20 protein-coding genes and 1 other annotated feature are annotated in these 20300 nt (G+C 46.7%); all 20 genes read left to right on the top strand.

Annotated features, from left to right (window positions below; translation table 11 throughout):
• Positions 1 to 89 precede the first annotated feature (89 nt).
• The 20 genes from ispD to rpoC all read left to right on the top strand — a co-directional run bounded on the left by ispD (position 90) and on the right by rpoC (position 20115).
• Positions 90 to 782: a 2-C-methyl-D-erythritol 4-phosphate cytidylyltransferase gene (gene ispD, locus MKY23_RS24975; protein ID WP_090924693.1), complete on the top strand. Its 693-nt coding sequence runs from the start codon at positions 90 to 92 to the stop codon at positions 780 to 782.
• The gene (gene ispF, locus MKY23_RS24970; RefSeq protein ID WP_154892117.1) at positions 779 to 1255 is read left to right on the top strand and encodes a 2-C-methyl-D-erythritol 2,4-cyclodiphosphate synthase; all 477 of its coding nucleotides are present in this window, start codon (positions 779 to 781) and stop codon (positions 1253 to 1255) included. The genes ispD and ispF overlap by 4 nt, the downstream gene beginning before the upstream one ends.
• A 33-nt stretch (positions 1256 to 1288) precedes the next feature.
• Positions 1289 to 2743, top strand: coding sequence for a glutamate--tRNA ligase (gene gltX / locus MKY23_RS24965; RefSeq protein WP_339832923.1), 1455 nt, complete (start codon positions 1289 to 1291; stop codon positions 2741 to 2743).
• Between the two features lie 137 nt (positions 2744 to 2880).
• Complete coding sequence (locus MKY23_RS24960) at positions 2881 to 3144, top strand: hypothetical protein (RefSeq protein WP_339832921.1); 264 nt, start codon at positions 2881 to 2883, stop codon at positions 3142 to 3144.
• A 122-nt stretch (positions 3145 to 3266) separates the two neighbouring features.
• On the top strand, positions 3267 to 3920 hold the full coding sequence (gene cysE, locus MKY23_RS24955; RefSeq protein WP_339832919.1) for a serine O-acetyltransferase: 654 nt from the start codon (positions 3267 to 3269) through the stop codon (positions 3918 to 3920).
• 65 nt (positions 3921 to 3985) lie between these two features.
• On the top strand, positions 3986 to 5386 hold the full coding sequence (gene cysS / locus MKY23_RS24950) for a cysteine--tRNA ligase (RefSeq protein WP_339832917.1): 1401 nt from the start codon (positions 3986 to 3988) through the stop codon (positions 5384 to 5386).
• Complete coding sequence (locus MKY23_RS24945) at positions 5383 to 5904, top strand: ribonuclease III domain-containing protein (RefSeq protein ID WP_253491039.1); 522 nt, start codon at positions 5383 to 5385, stop codon at positions 5902 to 5904. Before cysS ends, MKY23_RS24945 begins: the two co-directional genes overlap by 4 nt.
• 49 nt (positions 5905 to 5953) lie before the next feature.
• Positions 5954 to 6700, top strand: a complete 747-nt coding sequence (gene rlmB, locus MKY23_RS24940; RefSeq protein WP_090924688.1) for a 23S rRNA (guanosine(2251)-2'-O)-methyltransferase RlmB — start codon at positions 5954 to 5956, stop codon at positions 6698 to 6700.
• A gap of 5 nt (positions 6701 to 6705) precedes the next feature.
• A complete protein-coding gene (locus MKY23_RS24935) occupies positions 6706 to 7227 on the top strand; it encodes an NYN domain-containing protein (RefSeq protein WP_090924687.1) in 522 nt (173 codons plus the stop codon).
• Positions 7228 to 7399: 172 nt separating this feature from the next.
• Positions 7400 to 8044 carry an RNA polymerase sporulation sigma factor SigH gene (gene sigH / locus MKY23_RS24930; RefSeq protein WP_024633601.1) on the top strand — a complete coding sequence of 215 codons (645 nt, stop codon included), beginning with the start codon at positions 7400 to 7402 and terminating at the stop codon, positions 8042 to 8044.
• Between the two features lie 310 nt (positions 8045 to 8354).
• On the top strand, positions 8355 to 8504 hold the full coding sequence (gene rpmG, locus MKY23_RS24925) for a 50S ribosomal protein L33 (protein WP_072735843.1): 150 nt from the start codon (positions 8355 to 8357) through the stop codon (positions 8502 to 8504).
• A gap of 21 nt (positions 8505 to 8525) precedes the next feature.
• Positions 8526 to 8717 carry a preprotein translocase subunit SecE gene (gene secE / locus MKY23_RS24920; RefSeq protein ID WP_024633600.1) on the top strand — a complete coding sequence of 64 codons (192 nt, stop codon included), beginning with the start codon at positions 8526 to 8528 and terminating at the stop codon, positions 8715 to 8717.
• Positions 8718 to 8739: 22 nt separating this feature from the next.
• The gene (gene nusG / locus MKY23_RS24915; RefSeq protein WP_024633599.1) at positions 8740 to 9273 is read left to right on the top strand and encodes a transcription termination/antitermination protein NusG; all 534 of its coding nucleotides are present in this window, start codon (positions 8740 to 8742) and stop codon (positions 9271 to 9273) included.
• Positions 9274 to 9341: 68 nt separating this feature from the next.
• Positions 9342 to 9767 carry a 50S ribosomal protein L11 gene (rplK, locus tag MKY23_RS24910; protein ID WP_017692062.1) on the top strand — a complete coding sequence of 142 codons (426 nt, stop codon included), beginning with the start codon at positions 9342 to 9344 and terminating at the stop codon, positions 9765 to 9767.
• A gap of 94 nt (positions 9768 to 9861) precedes the next feature.
• On the top strand, positions 9862 to 10554 hold the full coding sequence (gene rplA, locus MKY23_RS24905) for a 50S ribosomal protein L1 (protein ID WP_090924686.1): 693 nt from the start codon (positions 9862 to 9864) through the stop codon (positions 10552 to 10554).
• 68 nt (positions 10555 to 10622) lie between these two features.
• Positions 10623 to 10769: a sequence feature (ribosomal protein L10 leader region), on the top strand.
• A 23-nt stretch (positions 10770 to 10792) separates the two neighbouring features.
• Positions 10793 to 11296, top strand: coding sequence for a 50S ribosomal protein L10 (gene rplJ / locus MKY23_RS24900; RefSeq protein ID WP_090924685.1), 504 nt, complete (start codon positions 10793 to 10795; stop codon positions 11294 to 11296).
• Positions 11297 to 11367: 71 nt separating this feature from the next.
• The gene (gene rplL, locus MKY23_RS24895) at positions 11368 to 11730 is read left to right on the top strand and encodes a 50S ribosomal protein L7/L12 (RefSeq protein WP_090924684.1); all 363 of its coding nucleotides are present in this window, start codon (positions 11368 to 11370) and stop codon (positions 11728 to 11730) included.
• A 98-nt stretch (positions 11731 to 11828) separates the two neighbouring features.
• A complete protein-coding gene (locus tag MKY23_RS24890; protein ID WP_090924683.1) occupies positions 11829 to 12431 on the top strand; it encodes a class I SAM-dependent methyltransferase in 603 nt (200 codons plus the stop codon).
• A gap of 411 nt (positions 12432 to 12842) precedes the next feature.
• Positions 12843 to 16388 carry a DNA-directed RNA polymerase subunit beta gene (gene rpoB, locus MKY23_RS24885; protein WP_090924682.1) on the top strand — a complete coding sequence of 1182 codons (3546 nt, stop codon included), beginning with the start codon at positions 12843 to 12845 and terminating at the stop codon, positions 16386 to 16388.
• A 112-nt stretch (positions 16389 to 16500) separates the two neighbouring features.
• Positions 16501 to 20115, top strand: coding sequence for a DNA-directed RNA polymerase subunit beta' (gene rpoC, locus MKY23_RS24880; RefSeq protein ID WP_154892114.1), 3615 nt, complete (start codon positions 16501 to 16503; stop codon positions 20113 to 20115).
• Positions 20116 to 20300: the final 185 nt, after the last annotated feature.

The following is a 20300-nucleotide window of genomic DNA, read 5'->3' as shown; positions in this document are numbered from 1 at the left end:
GGTAGTGTATCGTTGTACGATGATGGATATCGAAAGAGATATGAATTGTCGCCCGGCGATAAACTGACAGACAAGGCAGGGATTGCGGCATGGATAAAGGGTGGGGCGTTGTCATTGTGGCGGCAGGCCGGGGAACCCGAATGGGAACGACCGAGAGCAAACAGTTTTTGCTGCTGCAGGACAAGCCCGTTTTCATACATACGCTTGAAGTATTTGCGGCTCTGGACGAGATCCGTGAGATGATTCTGGTTACAGGTGTTGCAGATGTTGAACGATGCCTGGAATGGGTAAAAGAATACCAACTGGAAACGCGTGTCCGCGTGATCCCCGGAGGGAAAGAGAGACAACATTCGGTTCATGAAGGCCTTCGGGCGCTCAGCACCGATGGGGTTCTCGTTCACGACGGGGTGCGTCCATTTGTGACCCGTGAGCAGATTAGAGAATGTATGGCTGCCGCCGAATCAGGCGAAGGTGCTGTGCTGGCTGTGCCGGTGAAGGATACGATCAAACAAGTGAATGCGGAAGGTATCGTTACAGCGACGCCGGATCGCAGCAGTCTGTGGAGCATTCAAACCCCGCAGGCTTTTCGTCTTTCTTCCCTGCTGGAGGCTTACGAATCTGCCGAACGTGACGGGTTTCTGGGGACGGATGATGCCATGCTGGCTGAGCGCCAGGGAATGTCGGTTAAGGTTGTGGAAGGCAGTTATACCAACATCAAACTAACAACACCGGAAGATTTACAGTATGCCGCGTTTTGGCTTGAGGGAGAGAAGAATCGATGATACGTGTAGGACAAGGATTTGACGTGCACCAGTTGGTGGAAGGTAGACCGTGTATTATTGGCGGGGTAACCATTCCTTATGAAAAAGGGCTACTGGGTCACTCGGACGCAGACGTGCTGTTGCACGCAATCAGCGATGCTATTCTTGGCGCGCTGGCACTTGGGGATATCGGCAAGCATTTCCCGGACACTGATCCGGAATTCAAGGATGCAGACAGCTTGAAACTACTGGAGCATGTATGGCAACTTGTGAAGGATCGCGGCTATAAGCTTGGGAATATTGATTCAACGATTATTGCCCAGAAGCCAAAGATGGCACCGTATATCCCGCAGATGGCGGAAGTCATTGCTAAAGCGCTGGAAGCGGATGTGGCACAAGTGAACGTGAAGGCAACAACAACCGAGCAATTAGGTTTCCCTGGACGAGGAGAGGGAATTGCCGCTCAATCCGTTGTATGCCTGGTACGTGTGTGATATCATCAATCAATTAGAGACGGAGGGAATCATATGAGCACAGAAATTCGGGTGCGCTACGCACCAAGCCCAACGGGACACCTGCATATCGGGAACGCTCGTACGGCGCTGTTTAACTACTTGTATGCCAAACACAATAACGGAAAATTTATCATTCGTATCGAAGATACGGACGTGAAGCGCAACATTGCGGGCGGAGAAGAAAGCCAGCTGAAATACTTGAAATGGCTCGGCATCGAGTGGGATGAGAGTATTGATGTAGGCGGAGAATACGGGCCGTACCGTCAGACGGAACGTCTGGATTTGTATCGCAAATATACGCAGGAACTGCTGGACAAAGGTCTGGCTTATCGTTGTTACTGCACGGAAGAAGAACTCGAACAGGAGCGCGAGGAGCAGTCGGCTCGTGGTGAGACCCCGCGTTACTCCGGCAAACACCGTGACCTGACACCAGAGCAGATCGAGGCATTTGAAGCTGAAGGCCGCGTGGCGAGCATTCGTTTCCGTGTACCGGCAGATCGCACATACTCTTTTAACGACATGGTTAAAGGTACAATCTCGTTCAACAGCAAGGAATCAGGCGACTTTGTCATTGTGAAAAAAGATGGCATTCCCACGTACAACTATGCCGTTGCCGTGGACGATCACTTGATGAAAATCTCCCACGTGCTACGCGGGGAGGATCATATCTCCAACACGCCGCGTCAGCTGATGATCTATGAAGCGCTTGGCTGGGAGCCGCCGCAATTCGGTCATATGACGCTGATCGTGAACGAAAACCACAAAAAACTGAGTAAACGCGATGAATCCGTAATTCAGTTTATTGAGCAATATGATCAGCTCGGCTATCTGCCAGAAGCGATGTTTAACTTCATCTCCCTGCTTGGCTGGTCGCCAGAAGGGGAAGAAGAAATCTTCTCGCAAGAGCAGTTGATCTCCATCTTTGATACGAAGCGTCTATCCAAGAGCCCGGCCGTATTTGATACACATAAGCTGGCGCACTTGAATAACCATTACATCAAAAATGCGGACCCTGCACGAATTGCCGAGATGGCTATTCCGCATCTGCAAAAAGCGGGACGTCTTCCTGCGGAGCTGTCATCTGAACAAAAAGAGTGGGCATATACGCTCGTACACCTCTATCAAGAACAGATGAATGCGGCATCCGATATCGTGGAACTGTCCGAAGTATTCTTCCGTCCAGAGGTTGAAATGGAAAGCGAAGGCGCTGCGGTGCTTGCTGAAGAGCAAGTTCCAACCGTATTGAAGGCATTTGCGGATAAAGTACAGGCAAGTGACGAATTTACCCCAAGTAAAATGGCTGCTCTGATCAAAGAAGTGCAGAAGGAAACAGGCTTTAAGGGCAAACAGCTCTTTATGCCTATCCGCGTTGCTTTGACCGGACAGACACATGGACGTGATCTCAATCAGACCATTGTGCTACTGGGCAGAGACACGGTCACCGAGCGTTTGCTGGCACGAGTGTAAGTATTCATTACCTCGACTTATGTAGTTGGATTCTGCTGGTTGTCAGTGCGAAGGCTTTTCGCTATAATAGCAACACAAGGTTGAATTGTCATAATACGTTCATATAGAACAGCAAAGACCGGGAGAAGTAAGCTGATTTGGACAGATCCAGAGAGGATGGCCCCACACAAGAACAGAGATTATATTTGTTCAAGCAAGTGGTGGCTGCGAGTCATCCACTGTCCGGCAGTCTGAAATGCACCCGTGAGCTGCACCGTCGAATCCGGCCCCGCTTCTATTCATTGAATAGAGGAAAACGTCAGGATAGATGGCGACGACTGGTTCCCGTTACCGAGCCGCCAGAGGGCTCATTCCTTTTATTCAAGAAGAGAATGAGCCAAGCAGAGTGGGACCGCGACTAACGCCTCTGCAGCTTCGTGCTGCAGGGGCGTTTTTTGTTTAGGCGAGTGCGCAAGTATACTACCAAGGAACACGCCGTCCGGCGAACCCGGAGGACGAGAACCGGAACAAGAGGGGAACGAGCATGTTCAAAAAGATCAGATCCGATATCCAGACGGTCTTTGAAAATGATCCGGCCGCCCGGAGTTGGTTTGAAGTCGTATTTACGTATTCAGGGCTGCATGCCATATGGGCCCATCGATTTGCTCACAATCTGTACAAACGAAGATGGTACTCGCTCGCCCGGTTCGTATCACAGGTTAGCCGGTTTATGACAGGGATAGAGATTCATCCTGGAGCTACGATTGGGGAACGTTTGTTCATTGACCACGGTATGGGCGTTGTTATTGGAGAAACCTGTGAGATTGGTGACGATGTCGTGATCTATCAGGGAGTAACTCTTGGCGGAACAGGGAAAGAAAAAGGAAAGAGACATCCCACGATTGGTAATAATGTGGTTATCTCGTCTGGCGCAAAGGTGCTGGGATCATTTCGTGTTGGGGATCAAAGCAACATCGGGGCAAACTCCGTTGTGCTGAAAGAAGTTCCTGCCAATAGCACGGTGGTGGGCATTCCAGGTAGAATCGTCAAACAGGATGGACGTAGAGTGGATCGTCTTAATCAACAATTGCCCGATCCAGTTATTGACTCTCTGCGCGGCATGCAGCGCGAGATTGAACGGCTGCAGGAGGAAGTGCGAACTTTGCAAAATACACGAGAATCGGAGAAATGCACATAACTCCATCGATCAACATAAACCGTGGAATCAAGTAAACGTAGTTTAGAATGAAAGGAAAAGTGACTATGACGCTTCAGATTTATAATACGATGAGTCGCACCAAAGAGGAGTTTGTTCCACAAGAGCCTGGCAAAGTGAAAATGTATGTATGCGGGCCAACCGTCTATGACTACATTCATATCGGCAATGCACGACCGGTGATCTTTTTCGACACGGTTCGTGGATATCTGGAGCAGATCGGACATGAAGTGAATTATGTCGTGAACTTCACCGATGTCGATGACAAACTCATTCGCAAAGCAGAGCAGCTGGGTACCGACGTTCCGCATGTGGCTGAAACATTTATTGCCGCGTATTATGCCGATCTGGAGGGACTCGGTATTCCTAAAGCGAGCAGTAATCCACGGGTAACGGAGAATATGCCGCTTATTATCGATTTTATCCGTGAACTGGTTGAAAAAGGTTTTGCATATGAAAATGGCGGTGACGTATATTATCGAACAGGAAAGTTCGAAAAATACGGTCAATTGTCTAAGCAAAACCTGCAGGAATTGCAGTTCGGTATTCGGATCGGTGTAGATGAACGGAAGGAACACCCGGAAGACTTTGTGCTCTGGAAAGCAGCCAAACCAGGTGAGATCTTCTGGTCTAGCCCATGGGGAGATGGTCGTCCTGGATGGCATATCGAGTGCTCTGCTATGGCAAGAGAATACCTTGGTAACACGCTAGATATTCACGGCGGTGGACAGGATTTGCAGTTCCCTCACCATGAATGCGAATGCGCACAGTCCGAGGCAATCACAGGCGCACCTTTGGCGAATTACTGGATGCATAACGGTTTTATTCGTATTGATAACGAAAAAATGTCGAAATCTCTCGGTAACGGTGTTCTGGTAAAAGACTTGCGTAATCAGTACAAACGTGAAGCGATTCGTTACTTTATGTTGTCCACCCACTATCGTAACCCGCTCAATTTTACAGAAGATACGATGGAACAGGCGCAAAACAGTGTGGATCGAATTGCGAATGCAGTAGGTAACCTGAGACATCGCCTGGGAGCTGTGTCTGTTAATCAGGAGGTTACACCTGAATTTTCAGCAAAACTAGACCGGATTCGACAACAATATCATGAAAAAATGCAGGATGATTTTAATACACCTGATGCAATCACGGCGTTGTTTGAGTGGGCTGCGGAAGCGAACCAGTTGTTGCAACAAGATGTGGTCAATGCCGCTGAAATTCATGCACTGCTTGAACTGTTCGAAGAACTCAATGCTGTGCTTCGAATCTACACGGATGTTGAACCAGAGCTTCTGGATGAGGACATTGAACGCTTGATTCAGGATCGAGTGGAAGCACGCAAGTCTAAAAACTGGGCTCGTGCGGATGAAATTCGTGATGAACTATCTGCTCAAGGGATTCTGCTGGAAGATACCGCACAGGGAATGAGATGGCGGCGCAAATGAGTGGAGAAAAAGAGAATGTTTTGTCTGGTTCTGTCGAGCGGAATGAACAGGCCAAGCAAGTGGTGACTAATAATCAGGTTAATGAACTTGAGGGGGGATGGTTTCCTTATCCACCCTCCAGGCCTGCACGATTGATTCCGCCAATCGCACTGGCTTACATCGGTGATGCGGTATATGAGGTTGCCGTGAGACAGTATCTGTTATCCAAAGCGAACATGCGTCCTAACCATCTGCACCGCAGTGCAACCAAACTGGTATCTGCCAAAGCACAAAGCCGCATACTGACAAGTATTGAGGCTGAACTGACAGAAGAAGAGCAAGATGTTGTGCGGCAAGGGCGGAATGCCAAATCGGGCAGTGTTCCCAAAAATGCAGATGTGCTGGAGTATAGACATGCAACGGCGTTTGAATGTCTGATTGGTTATCTGTATAGCAGTAGTCAGCATGATCGCATGATTCAACTGATCGGGCTGGGTATTGAGCTGGCGGAGCAAGCATCTGCATCCACGTCAAAATAGCTTCAGGGTTGAAATATATAACAAGCAATACAGAGAGGAACGAATGAGGATGGAAGAAGAATGGATTGCCGGTAAACACTCCGTAACGGAGGCGTTACGATCAGGCCGGACCATTAATAAAATATGGATTGCTGATACGGCTCAGAAACATTTGACGCAACCAATTATTGCGGAAGCCAAAAAACAGGGGATTGTCATTCAGCATGTGGACAAGCGCAAGTTGGACCAGACGGTTCCTGGTATTCAACATCAGGGTGTAGTTGCGCAGGCAGCGCCTTATGCCTATGCTGAGGTTGAAGATATTTTGGAAGCGGCCAAATCTAAAAATGAACATCCGTTTTTAATTTTGCTGGATGAGATTGAAGACCCTCATAATCTGGGTTCTATCTTGCGTACAGCGGACTGCACAGGAGCTCACGGCGTTATTGTTCCTAAACGGCGCTCAGCGGCTGTAACTGCAACAGTGTCTAAGACATCAGCAGGTGCAGCAGAGTATGTTCCAGTCGCTCGTGTAAGCAATCTGGCACAAACGATTGATCGATTGAAAGAAGAAGGCGTATGGGTTGTTGGTACAGATGTTACTGCGCGTGAAGGCGTGTTTGGCAATGGAGTATTTACAGGACCGGTTGCACTTGTCATCGGGAATGAAAATAAAGGTATGGGACGTCTTATTCGTGAGAAATGCGATGTTCTGGTCAAATTGCCTATGCAAGGTCAGATTAATTCCCTGAATGCCTCTGTGGCAGCTGGTGTTGTTATGTATGAGGTGCTTCGTGCTCGCCAAGAGCAGGAATAGATGATATGGCTGATTCCCGTGATGTGCTTCTTGTAGACGGGTATAACATGATTGGCGGCTGGCCTGAATTATCCAAAATAGCCGAAAACGAATTGGAAGAAGCGCGGAACAGGCTCCTCTTTCGGCTTGCGGACTATCAGGCTTTCTCCGGCCGTCGAGTCATTGTTGTGTTTGACGCCTACCTTGTGCCAGGACTCGGTAAATCCTTTACACAGAGCAAAGTTGAAGTTCATTTTACAAAGGAAAAAGAGACGGCAGACGAATGTATCGAGAGACTCGTTCGGGAACTAAGCATGCGAAGACGCCAAATCTATGTAGCAACCAGCGATATGGTAGAGCAACATGTCATCTTTGGACAGGGAGCGTTGCGCGTATCTGCCAGAGAGCTGCTGATTGAAGTGGAACAAAATGAAAAGGAATTGCAACAACGGCTTGCAGAGGATCAGGCAAGGTCAACACGGAATACAATTGGGGGCAAATTAAGCCCGGATGTTTTACAGCAATTTGAACGCTGGAGACGAGGCTGACAGCGGATTTCTTACAAATTTTTCAATATTGAAACTATTGACAATTATGTTATACCTGTTCTTTTTTAGGGATGCCGTGGTTGACGGTGGGAGGTACCATCATATATACTGTTCGTATATTTCATAGAGTAGAGTAACGGGGTACCTTGCGTTGCAGCCGGAGGGATTGTCTGTGAGTGTCGACCTCAAAGATATCATGTTATCCAAGTATGATTACCAAAGTGACGAAGACATTGTCGAAGCGGTCCGTGAAGGCGAAAGCGAAGCGCTGGAGTTTTTGATCAACAAGTATCGCAACTTTGTACGCGCCAAGGCAAGATCTTATTTTTTGATCGGAGCTGACCGGGAAGATATTATTCAAGAAGGAATGATTGGCCTTTACAAATCCATTCGTGATTTCAAAGGGGACAAGCTTGCTTCGTTCAAGGCATTTGCCGAACTGTGCATTACAAGACAGATCATTACGGCGATCAAGACAGCCACACGTCAGAAGCATATTCCGCTTAATTCTTATGTATCTCTGGACAAGCCCATTTATGATGAAGAGTCTGATCGTACGTTACTCGATGTGATTTGTGGAACTCAGGTCAGTGATCCGGAAGAGTTGATTATTAACCAGGAAGAGTTTGTAGGCCTGGAAGATAAAATGTCCGAGATTTTGAGTGACCTGGAACGTAAAGTACTGATGTTGTACCTAGACGGGAGATCTTATCAAGAGATTGCAGTGGATTTGGATCGTCATGTAAAGTCTATCGATAATGCATTGCAGCGTGTAAAACGCAAACTTGAAAAGTACCTGGAAGTTCGAGATAATTGAACAAAGGTTGTTGTCGTTGATGAAAAAGGCTCGGTGTTTGAGTCTTTTTTTATTGTCTGTAGTTTATATTGTTAAGGTTTGATAAATACTAGTAATCGCTCGGTTCATACTGGAGCAGTGAAAAAATCAGAGATGAGAGATACGTTGCGTTTCCTGCGGAATTAATACCCATCGACGAAAGGTTATTCTTTCGTTGACATGCTTATACCCTTGTGATAAAGTGTTTTAGGTAGGCCTATTTTACGGCTTTTTTTTCAGGATCAATTTAGAGACTCTGCTTCAATGTGGAAGTCTTCGGGAGGTGTACATCATGCGGGTAATTATTACTTTGGCTTGTACGAACTGCAAACAAAGAAATTACACTACGACAAAAAACAAGCGTAATCACCCCGACCGCATGGAGATGAAGAAATTTTGCAAGTTTTGTAACGAGCAGACTTCTCATCGCGAAACCAGATAGTTTTTTGGAGGTGTAGTCGGCGTGAAACGTAGTTTCAAATCTCTGATTTCCTTTTTCTCTGAAAGCTGGGCTGAACTTAAAAAGGTTCGCTGGCCTAATCGTAAAGAGCTGACGAACTACACGTTAATTGTACTTGGTACTGTTGTGGTTATGACGCTGTTTTTTTGGGTCGTAGATATCGGCATCTCCGCTGTGATCGAAGCGATTATTTAAGAAGGGTCCCAGGTGGCTTGATATGGAAAAAAGATGGTACGTCGTTCATACCTATTCAGGGTATGAAAATAAGGTCAAAGCCAATTTGGAAAAACGCGTAGAGTCCATGGGCATGGAAGACAAGATTTTCCGCGTTCTTGTTCCGATGGAAGAAGAAGTGGTAAACAAAGACGGTAAGAAAAAGACCGTTATGCGTAAAGTTTACCCCGGTTATGTCTTGGTCGAAATGGTTCAGACGGATGATTCTTGGTATGTTGTTCGCAATACACCAGGTGTTACCGGCTTTGTCGGTTCGACAGGTTCCGGTTCCAAACCAACAGCCTTGTTGCCAGAAGAAGTGGAACAAATTCTGAAGCACATGGGTATGGTTGAACCTAAGCCTAAAATTGAATTCGATATTAAGGAATCCGTACGCATTAAAGTCGGTCCTTTTGCGAATTTTGTGGGCTCCGTGGAAGAGATTTTGGTAGACAAAAGCAAGCTCAAGGTACACGTTAACATGTTTGGACGGGAAACACCGCTTGAGTTGGAATACACCCAAGTGGAGAAGATATAGTTTCTTCAAGTTTCTTGTGGGAGGGCTGTGAGGCCCGTTAACCACTATTTTGCAAGGAGGTGTCTATCATGGCAAAAAAGGTAATCAAAATGGTAAAACTGCAGATTCCAGCAGGTAAAGCAAATCCAGCACCACCAGTAGGTCCGGCATTGGGTCAAGCAGGTGTCAACATCATGGCATTCTGTAAAGAATTCAACGCTCGTACAGCTGATCAAGCAGGATTGATCATTCCAGTTGAGATTTCTGTATTCGAGGACCGTTCCTTTACATTCATCACTAAAACTCCACCTGCAGCAGTTCTGTTGAAAGTGGCAGCTAAAGTTGAAAAAGGATCCGGCGAGCCGAACAAGAAAAAAGTTGCTACCGTTAAACGTGACGCGGTACGTCAAATCGCGGAAACAAAAATGCCTGACCTGAATGCTGCTGACGTTGAGTCCGCAATGCGTATGGTTGAAGGTACTGCCCGCAGCATGGGTATCACCATCGAAGACTAATTTTCACACGAAACATGGCTTCGTAAAGCCGGCCGATTCGCGGCCGGTCAATGTGGGAGGTATATCCGCTAAAACCACAAAGGAGGAATATAACATGGCTAAACACGGTAAAAAATACCTGGAAGCTGCTAAGCTGATCGACAGCGAAGCAACTTACGAGCCTTCAGAAGCTGTAGAGCTTGTGAAAAAGGCAGCTACTGCAAAGTTCGATGAAACTATCGAAGCAGCAGTTCGTTTGGGCGTAGACCCTCGTAAGCAAGACCAGGCAGTACGTGGTGTTGTTGTCTTGCCACACGGTACAGGTAAAACACAACGCGTATTGGTATTTGCAAAAGGTGACAAAGCGAAAGAAGCGGAAGCGGCTGGCGCGGACTATGTTGGTGATGCAGACATGATCAACAAAATCCAACAAGGCTGGTTCGAATTCGACGTCTGCGTAGCGACACCGGATATGATGAGTGAAGTAGGTAAATTGGGCCGTCTGCTCGGCGGTAAAGGTCTGATGCCTAACCCTAAAGCCGGAACGGTAACTTTCGATGTAACTAAGGCTGTTCAAGAAATCAAAGCCGGTAAAATCGAATATCGTCTGGATCGTGCAGGTCAAATTCATGCACCGATCGGTAAAGCTTCTTTCTCTTCCGAGCAATTGAATGAGAACCTCAAAGCTCTCATGGATGCTCTGAACCGTGCTAAACCGGCGGCAGCTAAAGGTGTTTATCTGAAGAACGTAAGTCTTTCTTCTACGATGGGCCCTGGTGCACGCGTGAACGCAGCAGCTTTTAGATAAAATATTCTTGACAGGTTCGCCCTGTTCTGATATTCTGTAAAAGTTGTGAGTCCGAGTGACTGACCGTTGACATTTGAATATGCTTGCCGTAGACAGTAGGTGCCATATGGCTTAATTTCCTACCGAGGTGTGATTATACAACTTGAACGATGCAAATCGGATGCGAGTATATATCAAGCCTTCGTGATTCTACGGAGGCTTTTCTTAATGGGATAAATTTGATCAGGAGGTGTACAGATTGGCAAACGCAAAAGTGATTCAAGCAAAACAAGAGTCCGTTGATGTTGTAACAGCAAAATTGCGCGAAAGCGTGACAACAGTTGTTGTTGACTACCGCGGATTGAACGTTGCCCAAGCTACTGAACTGCGCAAGCAGCTTCGTGAAGCCGGAATCGAATTCCAAGTGCTGAAAAACACATTGCTTCGCCGTGCAACTGCAGCAGCAGAATTGACAGAACTCGATAGCGTTCTGACAGGTCCTACTGCGATTGCATTCAGCGGAGAAGATGCTGTAGCTCCAGCCAAAATTCTGAACGACTTCGCGAAAAAGAACGATGCACTGAAATTGAAAGGTGCTGTCGTAGAAGGTCGTGTAATTGGAGAAGCAGAAGTTAAAGCGTTGGCAGAACTGCCATCACGCGAAGGTCTCCTCTCCATGCTCCTCAGCGTGCTTCAAGCGCCAGTTCGCAACTTCGCGCTTGCGGTTAAAGCTGTTGCAGACAAAGAAGAACAAGGCGCATAAGCTACTTGATCTGAATACTGCCTAGCAGTAATGAAATACAAAAAAATAAAATTATATATGGAGGTTCAATCATGAGTAAAGAGCAAATCTTGGAAGCAATCAAAGGCATGACTGTACTGGAACTGAACGATCTTGTTAAAGCAATCGAAGAAGAATTCGGCGTAACTGCTGCAGCTCCAGTAGCTGCTGTAGGTGGCGGCGCGGCTGCGGCTGAAGCTGAGCAATCCGAGTTTGACGTAATCTTGGCAAGCGCTGGCGCTTCCAAAATCAACGTTATCAAAGCGGTTCGCGAAATCACTGGTCTTGGCTTGAAAGAAGCTAAAGAAGTAGTTGACAACGCTCCAAAAGCATTGAAAGAAAAAGTTTCTAAAGAAGAAGCAGAAACAATCAAAGCTAAGCTTGAAGAAGCTGGCGCTACAATCGAAGTTAAATAATTTAGCTTATCCAAGCTGAATGAACAAAACAACAAACCCCTTGACTTATATCAAGGGGTTTGTTGCTGTAAATGTAACTATGGAAAGTGAGTGAGGGCATGTCCAATCATTATTATTCGGACAAACCACAAGTAGCGCATGACCGCAAGGCCGCAGAAGCGGTGCTTCGTGGGATCAGTCTGCGACTGGTGACGGATGCTGGTGTTTTTTCTAAAAACGGAATCGATTATGGCAGCAGAGTGTTAATTGATGCGATGGAACTGCCGTCAGGCGCTCATGTTCTCGATGTGGGATGTGGTTACGGGCCAATCGGGCTTACAGCAGCAAAACTTGTACCGGATGGGCATGTCACCATGATCGATATCAATGAAAGAGCGGTTGAGCTTTCCAAAGAAAATGCCAAAGGGAATGGCATTGTCAATGTTACTGTATTGCAGAGCAATCTACTGACTGAAGTAAAGAAGCGGGATTTCGACGTGATCTTGACTAATCCTCCGATTCGAGCTGGCAAAGAAACGGTTCACACGATCTTTGAGCAGGCGTATGATCATTTGAAGGTAGGCGGGGCGTTATGGATTGTCATTCAAAAGAAACAAGGGGCACCTTCTGCGAAAGCGAAGTTGGAATCGTTGTTTACACGAGTGGAAGAAGTGACGAAGGATAAAGGCTACCGAATCTTCAAAGCGTTGAAAGAAGAGTAGAGGGATTGAGAGATACATTCGAATTTGTAAAGTAAGCAGGGGATCATTTTTTTTGCAATAGGACTATTGACTTGAAATTCAAGGCGTGGTATAGTTGTAAAATGTCAGTATTAAGATGCCCTACTTGGCTTTAGCTAACTAAAAATGTCAACCTTTTTTTACGCCGAACCGGGCTTATTATGCCTATGTTTGGCGTATAATATGTACATTTTGGGCAAACTGGGGATAAGAATGATTTGGAAAGACATCCGCCGATCAAAGTTGCTCTTTTATCGAACGACATTTCGAATAAGGGCTTTTCTTTATTTGCGGGTGCATTGCTTTGCTCTGTATGTGTACCATTATAAGGTTACAAACAGAGGTTCGCAACGAAATTTTTAAAGTGAGTAGACATTGAGGGGTGAGTTTAAGTTGGCAGGACATCTTGTTCAATATGGTCGACGCACTCGGCGCAGTTATGCACGAATTAACGAGATACTCGAAGTTCCGAACCTGATTGAAATCCAACAGAAATCGTATGATTGGTTTTTGGAGGAAGGGTTGCGCGAAATGTTCCAGGATATCTCGCCGATCCAGGATTTTACAGGTAACTTGATTTTGGAATTTATCGATTACAGTCTCGGAGAACCGAAGTATACAGTAGACGACGCGAAAGAACGCGACGTTACTTATGCAGCACCACTTCGGGTGAAAGTCCGGCTCATTAATAAGGAAACCGGAGAAGTCAAAGAGCAGGAAGTATTCATGGGAGATTTCCCGCTGATGACCAGCACCGGCACATTTATTATTAATGGTGCTGAACGGGTTATTGTCAGCCAGTTGGTTCGCTCTCCTAGCGTTTACTTCAGTACCAAAGTAGATAAGAACGCGAAAAAAACGTATACCGCTACAGTAATTCCTAACCGCGGCGCTTGGCTGGAGCTGGAGATGGACGCGAAGGATGTTGTTTATGTCCGGATCGACCGTACGCGTAAAATTCCGGTTACGGTTCTCCTGCGTTCCCTTGGTTTTGGCACAGACGCTGAGATTCTGGATTTGCTTGGTAATGACGAATATATCCGTAATACTCTGGACAAAGACAACACGGATTCCACCGAGAAAGCTCTCATTGAGATCTATGAGCGCCTTCGTCCAGGCGAGCCACCAACGCTGGATAACGCGAAAAGCTTGCTCGTTGCTCGTTTCTTTGATCCAAAACGTTACGACCTTGCAAACGTAGGTCGTTACAAAATCAACAAAAAACTTCACATCAAAAACCGTTTGTTTAATCAGCGTTTGGCTGAATCTTTGATCGACGCTGAAACAGGTGAAATTATTGCAGAAGCAGGTCAGATGGTTGACCGTCGTTTGCTCGACGAAATCATGCCTCACCTGGAGAAAAGCGTTGGATTCCGCACATATCACGTGGGGAACGGTGTTTTGGATGCCAATGATATCCCGATGCAAACGATTGATGTGTTTTCACCAATTGAAGATGGTAAAGTGGTTAAGCTGATTGCCAATGGCGACATTGACAAGTCCGTGAAAAACATCACGCCAGCGGATATCATTTCATCCATCAGTTACTTCCTGAATTTGTTGCATGGCATTGGAAGCACGGATGATATCGATCACCTGGGTAACCGTCGTCTGCGTTCTGTGGGTGAACTTTTGCAAAACCAGTTCCGTATCGGTTTGTCCCGTATGGAGCGTGTGGTTCGTGAAAGAATGTCCATCCAGGATGCGAATGTCATTACACCACAGGCATTGATCAACATCCGTCCAGTCATCGCATCGATTAAAGAGTTCTTCGGTAGCTCCCAATTGTCACAGTTTATGGATCAAACGAACCCGCTGGGCGAGTTGACGCATAAACGTCGTCTGTCCGCACTCGGACCGGGCGGTTTGACTCGTGAGCGTGCCGGCATGGAAGTCCGTGACGTCCATCCATCCCACTATGGACGGATGTGCCCGATCGAGACACCAGAGGGACCAAACATTGGTTTGATCAACTCCTTGTCGACGTTTGCGCGTGTGAACGAATATGGCTTCATTGAAGCTCCATATCGTTGGGTTGATCCGAAGACTGGTGTTGTCACTGAGCAGATTGATTATCTGACAGCAGACGAAGAGGACAACTATGTTATCGCTCAGGCGAATGCGAAGCTGAACGAAGATAGCACTTTTGCAGAAGATGCGATCATTGTACGTTACAACAAACAGTCGGATAACATCCTTACGATGCCGAGTGAACGAGTAGACTACATGGACGTATCTCCTAAGCAGGTTGTATCCGTCGCTACAGCGCTCATTCCGTTCCTTGAGAACGATGACTCCAACCGTGCCCTCATGGGATCAAACATGCAACGGCAGGCGGTTCCACTCTTGATTCCTAAAGCTCCGCTTGTAGGAACGGGTATGGAACACAAAGCTGCGAAAGACTCCGGTGTATGTATTGTTGCCGATTACGACGGAATTATTGAACGTTCCTCTGCGAACGAGATCTGGCTTCGTCGTGTAGAAGAGGTTGACGGTCAAGAAGTCAAAGGCGATATCGTTAAATATAAATTACACAAATTTATGCGTTCGAACCAAGGAACATGCATCAACCAACGTCCGATCGTAAAAAGAGGCGCTGCTGTTAAAGCTGGCGACATCCTTGCTGATGGTCCTTCGACGGAAATGGGTGAACTTGCTCTTGGACGCAACGTAGTCGTTGCCTTCATGACATGGGAAGGTTACAACTATGAGGATGCGATCCTACTCAGCGAAAAACTCGTTAAGGAAGATGTATATACATCCATCCATATCGAGGAATATGAGTCGGAAGCTCGTGATACGAAGCTCGGACCTGAAGAGATCACACGTGATATCCCTAACGTTGGGGAAGAAGCGCTGCGTAATCTGGATGAGCGTGGTATTATCCGCATTGGTGCCGAAATTGCTGCTGGCGACATTCTCGTTGGTAAAGTTACACCAAAAGGGGTAACAGAACTGACTGCAGAAGAACGCCTCTTGCATGCAATCTTTGGTGAAAAAGCACGTGAAGTACGTGATACATCTCTGCGTGTACCTCACGGTACCGATGGTATCGTGGTTGACGTGAAAGTATTTACCCGTGAAAACGGAGATGAACTGCCACCAGGTGTGAACCAACTCGTTCGTGTGTATATTGCTCAAAAACGGAAAATTTCCGAGGGTGATAAAATGGCCGGACGTCATGGTAACAAAGGGGTCGTAGCCCGCATCTTGCCGGAAGAGGATATGCCTTTCCTGCCAGACGGTACACCGGTTCAAATCGTTCTTAACCCGCTGGGCGTACCTTCCCGTATGAACATCGGTCAAGTGCTTGAAGTTCACTTGGGTATGGCAGCAATGCAGCTTGGTATCCACGTAGCAACACCTGTATTCGACGGGGCGAAAGAGTATGACGTCTTCGATACAATGGAAGAAGCAGGTATGCAACGTAATGGTAAAACCGTGCTGTATGATGGTCGTACTGGTGAAGAGTTTGAACGTGAAGTTACCGTTGGTGTCATGCACATGATCAAACTGGCACACATGGTTGACGATAAAATCCATGCCCGTTCCACAGGTCCTTACTCACTTGTTACGCAACAACCGCTGGGTGGTAAAGCCCAATTTGGTGGACAGCGTTTCGGGGAGATGGAAGTTTGGGCGCTTGAGGCTTATGGTGCCGCTTATACTCTGCAAGAAATCTTGACGGTTAAATCCGATGACGTTGTTGGTCGGGTGAAAACGTACGAGTCCATTGTCAAAGGCGAGAATGTACCGGAACCAGGTGTTCCTGAGTCGTTCAAAGTATTGATCAAAGAGCTGCAAAGCTTGGGTATGGACGTTAAGATTTTGAGTGAAGATGAGCAAGAGATTGAAATGAAAGAAATGGACGATGAAGATGACGCTGCGAGCGATAAGCTCAGCCTCAACCTTGAGGGTACAGAGGTCGGAGCGGAATAATCGCTTCGGGCGCATGATGACCGGCGTTTTTCATCAGGCTCACGTCATGCTCCGGCTACAGCCGGGGCATGCGTAACCTAGAATACAGGAATTGGTTAAGGAGGGTTGCTCCTTGTTGGACGTCAACAATTTCGAATACATGAAGATCGGGCTTGCTTCCCCAGAGAAAATTCGTTCTTGGTCCCGCGGAGAAGTGAAAAAACCGGAAACGATCAACTATCGTACGTTGAAACCGGAAAAAGAAGGGCTGTTCTGCGAAAAGATTTTTGGCCCTACAAAAGACTGGGAATGCCATTGCGGTAAATACAAACGCGTTCGTTATAAAGGCGTTGTCTGTGATCGCTGTGGCGTTGAAGTAACACGTGCGAAAGTCCGTCGTGAACGTATGGGCCATATTGAGCTTGCTGCTCCGGTATCGCATATCTGGTACTTCAAAGGTATTCCGAGCCGTATGGGTCTCGCACTGGATATGTCTCCAAGATCTCTCGAAGAGATCATTTATTTTGCATCATATGTAGTAACTGATCCAGGAGAAACTCCACTGGAGAAAAAACAGCTGTTGTCCGAGAAGGAATATCGCAGCTACCGTGAAAAATACGGATACGGCTTCCAAGCAGGCATGGGTGCAGAAGCAGTTAAAAAATTGCTTCAAGACCTTGATGTAGAGAAAGAGCTTGAATTCCTGAAGGAAGAGCTTCGCACTGCACAAGGACAACGTCGTAATCGTGCAATCAAACGTTTGGAAGTGATTGAAGCATTCCGTAACTCTGGTAATAACCCAGAGTGGATGATCATGGATGTACTTCCTGTCATTCCGCCGGAACTTCGTCCGATGGTACAACTGGATGGTGGACGTTTTGCTACGTCTGACTTGAATGACTTGTATCGCCGTGTAATTAACCGGAACAACCGTCTGAAACGTCTGCTTGACCTGGGCGCGCCAGATATCATCGTGCAAAATGAAAAGCGGATGCTGCAAGAAGCAGTTGACGCCTTGATCGATAACGGTCGTCGTGGACGTCCTGTTACAGGTCCGGGTAACCGTCCTTTGAAATCCCTCAGCCACATGCTGAAAGGTAAACAAGGTCGTTTCCGTCAGAACTTGCTCGGTAAACGTGTTGACTACTCCGGCCGTTCCGTTATCGTTGTCGGACCTTACCTGAAAATGTATCAGTGCGGTCTGCCTAAAGATATGGCACTGGAACTATTCAAGCCTTTTGTGATGAAAGAGCTTGTGAATAAAGGGCTTGCCCACAACATCAAGAGCGCAAAACGTAAAGTTGAGCGTGTGAGTCCTGAAGTATGGGATGTTCTTGAAGAAGTCATCAAGGAGCATCCGGTTCTGTTGAACCGTGCCCCTACGCTTCACCGTCTCGGTATTCAGGCGTTTGAACCGATTTTGGTTGAAGGTAAAGCAATTCGTCTTCACCCACTCGTATGTACGGCATACAATGCCGACTTTGACGGTGACCAAATGGCCGTGCACGTTCCATTGTCTGCTGAAGCTCAAGCGGAAGCGCGTATCTTGATGCTTGCATCAGGTAACATTTTGAACCCGAAAGACGGTAAACCGGTTGTAACTCCTTCTCAGGATATGGTTCTTGGTTCGTACTATCTGACGATGGACAATAAAGAAGAGAAGGGTACAGGTATGGTTCTGCGTACAGTCAATGAGGCTGTATCTGCATACCAACGGGGTACTGCCGGACTGCATGCACGTGTAGCTATTCCAGTTAAGGCGCTTGGTAAAACAAGCTTTACGGAAGAGCAACAAAAAGGTATGTTGCTGACTACGATCGGTAAAATTATCTTTAATGAAATTTTCCCGGCAACCTTCCCTTATATCAATGATGCGACTCGTGCGAACCTGTATCAAGGTACAGCCGATCATTCATTTGTTTATGAGAAAGGTACTGACTTGAGAGAGGCAATCATGAATGCTCCTCAAGCTGGCGGTGTCGGCAAAGAATACCTCGGTTCCATCATCGCTCGTTGTTTTGAAATTTATCATACAACCGAAACTGCGGTTATTTTGGATAAAATTAAACAACTTGGATTCACGTATTCGACGCGTGCGGGTATTACCGTAGCCGTGTCCGATGTTGTCGTTCCACCTGAGAAATTCGAAATTCTCAGACAGTCCGAAGATAAAGCTCAGATCGTTACGAACCAGTATCGTCGTGGTTTGATTACGAATGAAGAGCGCTATGACCGTATCATTGATATCTGGTCAAAATCCAAAGATGACATCACGGATATTTTGATGAAATCCATGGATCGTTATAACTCAATCATGATGATGGTTGACTCAAAAGCACGGGGTAACAAATCGCAAATCACTCAATTGGGTGGTATGCGTGGTCTGATGGCCAACCCGTCTGGTCGTATTATCGAACTCCCAATCAAATCGAACTTCCGTGAAGGTCTGACAGTACTCGAGTACTTTATTTCCACTCACGGTGCGCGTAAAGGTCTCGCGGATACAGCCCTGCGTACAGCCGACTCAGGTTACCTGACTCGTCGTCTCGTAGATGTAGCCCAAGACGTAATTGTGCGTGAAGACGATTGTGGTACAGATAAAGGCTTTACGGTTAGTCGTATCCAGGATGGTAAAGAGGTCATCGAAGATCTCTACGACCGTATTGAAGGCAGATACTGCTTCGAAACTGTTCGTCATCCGGAAACAAAAGAAATTATCGCTGGCCGCAATGAGTTGATCGACTCTGACAAAGCAGAAGCGATTATCAAAGCTGGCGTGACCAAATTGCAAATCCGTTCCGTTCTCAGCTGCCGTGCAAGTCATGGTGTCTGCAAGAAGTGTTACGGTCGCAACCTTGCGACAGGTAAACACGTGGAGATTGGTGAAGCGGTTGGTATCATTGCCGCACAATCCATTGGTGAGCCAGGAACACAGCTTACAATGCGTACGTTCCATACCGGTGGTGTAGCCGGAGACGACATCACGCAAGGTTTGCCTCGTATCCAGGAGTTGTTTGAGGCCCGTAATCCTAAAGGTCAAGCAACAATCAGTGAGATTGACGGTGTAGTTAAAGAGATTCGCGAAGCGAAAGACCGTCGTGAAATCGAAATTCAAGGTGAAGCAGAATCCAAAGTATACTCTGTTACTTACGGTTCCCGTGTTCGCGTAAGCGAAGGTATGGAAATTGAAGCGGGTGACGAGTTGACAGACGGTTCTATCGACCCGAAAGAAATGCTACGCATCAAAGGCGTACGTGGCGTACAGAACTACATTTTGCAGGAAGTACAGCGCGTATACCGTAACCAAGGCGTAGAAATCAATGACAAACACGTTGAAGTTATGATCCGTCAAATGTTACGTAAAATCCGTATCGTTGATGCGGGAGATACAACATTGTTGCCAGGATCATTTGTAGATACGCATGAGTACGAAAGAGCGAACAAAATTGCGATTCTGAGTGATAAAGAGCCAGCGGTTGCAAAACCAATCTTGCTCGGTATTACAAAAGCATCCCTTGAAACAGACTCCTTCCTCTCTGCGGCATCGTTCCAAGAGACAACACGTGTACTGACGGATGCAGCGATCAAAGGTAAAGTGGATCAGTTGCTCGGTCTGAAGGAAAATGTTATCATCGGTAAGCTGATCCCTGCTGGTACGGGTATGAACCGTTACCGCAGTATCAAATTTGCTGAGCCTGAAGATGGCCAATCTTCTGTAGAAGAACTGGAGCCAGTTTCGGTAGACTAATATAGATTTCCTCGTTCTGAGGAATTAAAGAATGTGTATGTCAGGAAGCGACGTTTGTAATATCCAAGCGGACGAATCCTGATGTACACAAACTTTATAAAAACTTTTTGGAATAACATTGACAATGCTTGCGCTAGATGCTAATATATCAAAGGTGCGTGGGCAGCTGATTGTAATTGGTCCTA

The organism is Paenibacillus sp. FSL R7-0272, assembly GCF_037969905.1.
Classification (GTDB): Bacteria; Bacillota; Bacilli; order Paenibacillales; family Paenibacillaceae; genus Paenibacillus; species Paenibacillus polysaccharolyticus.
This window is presented reverse-complemented; position numbering and strand designations above follow the sequence as displayed.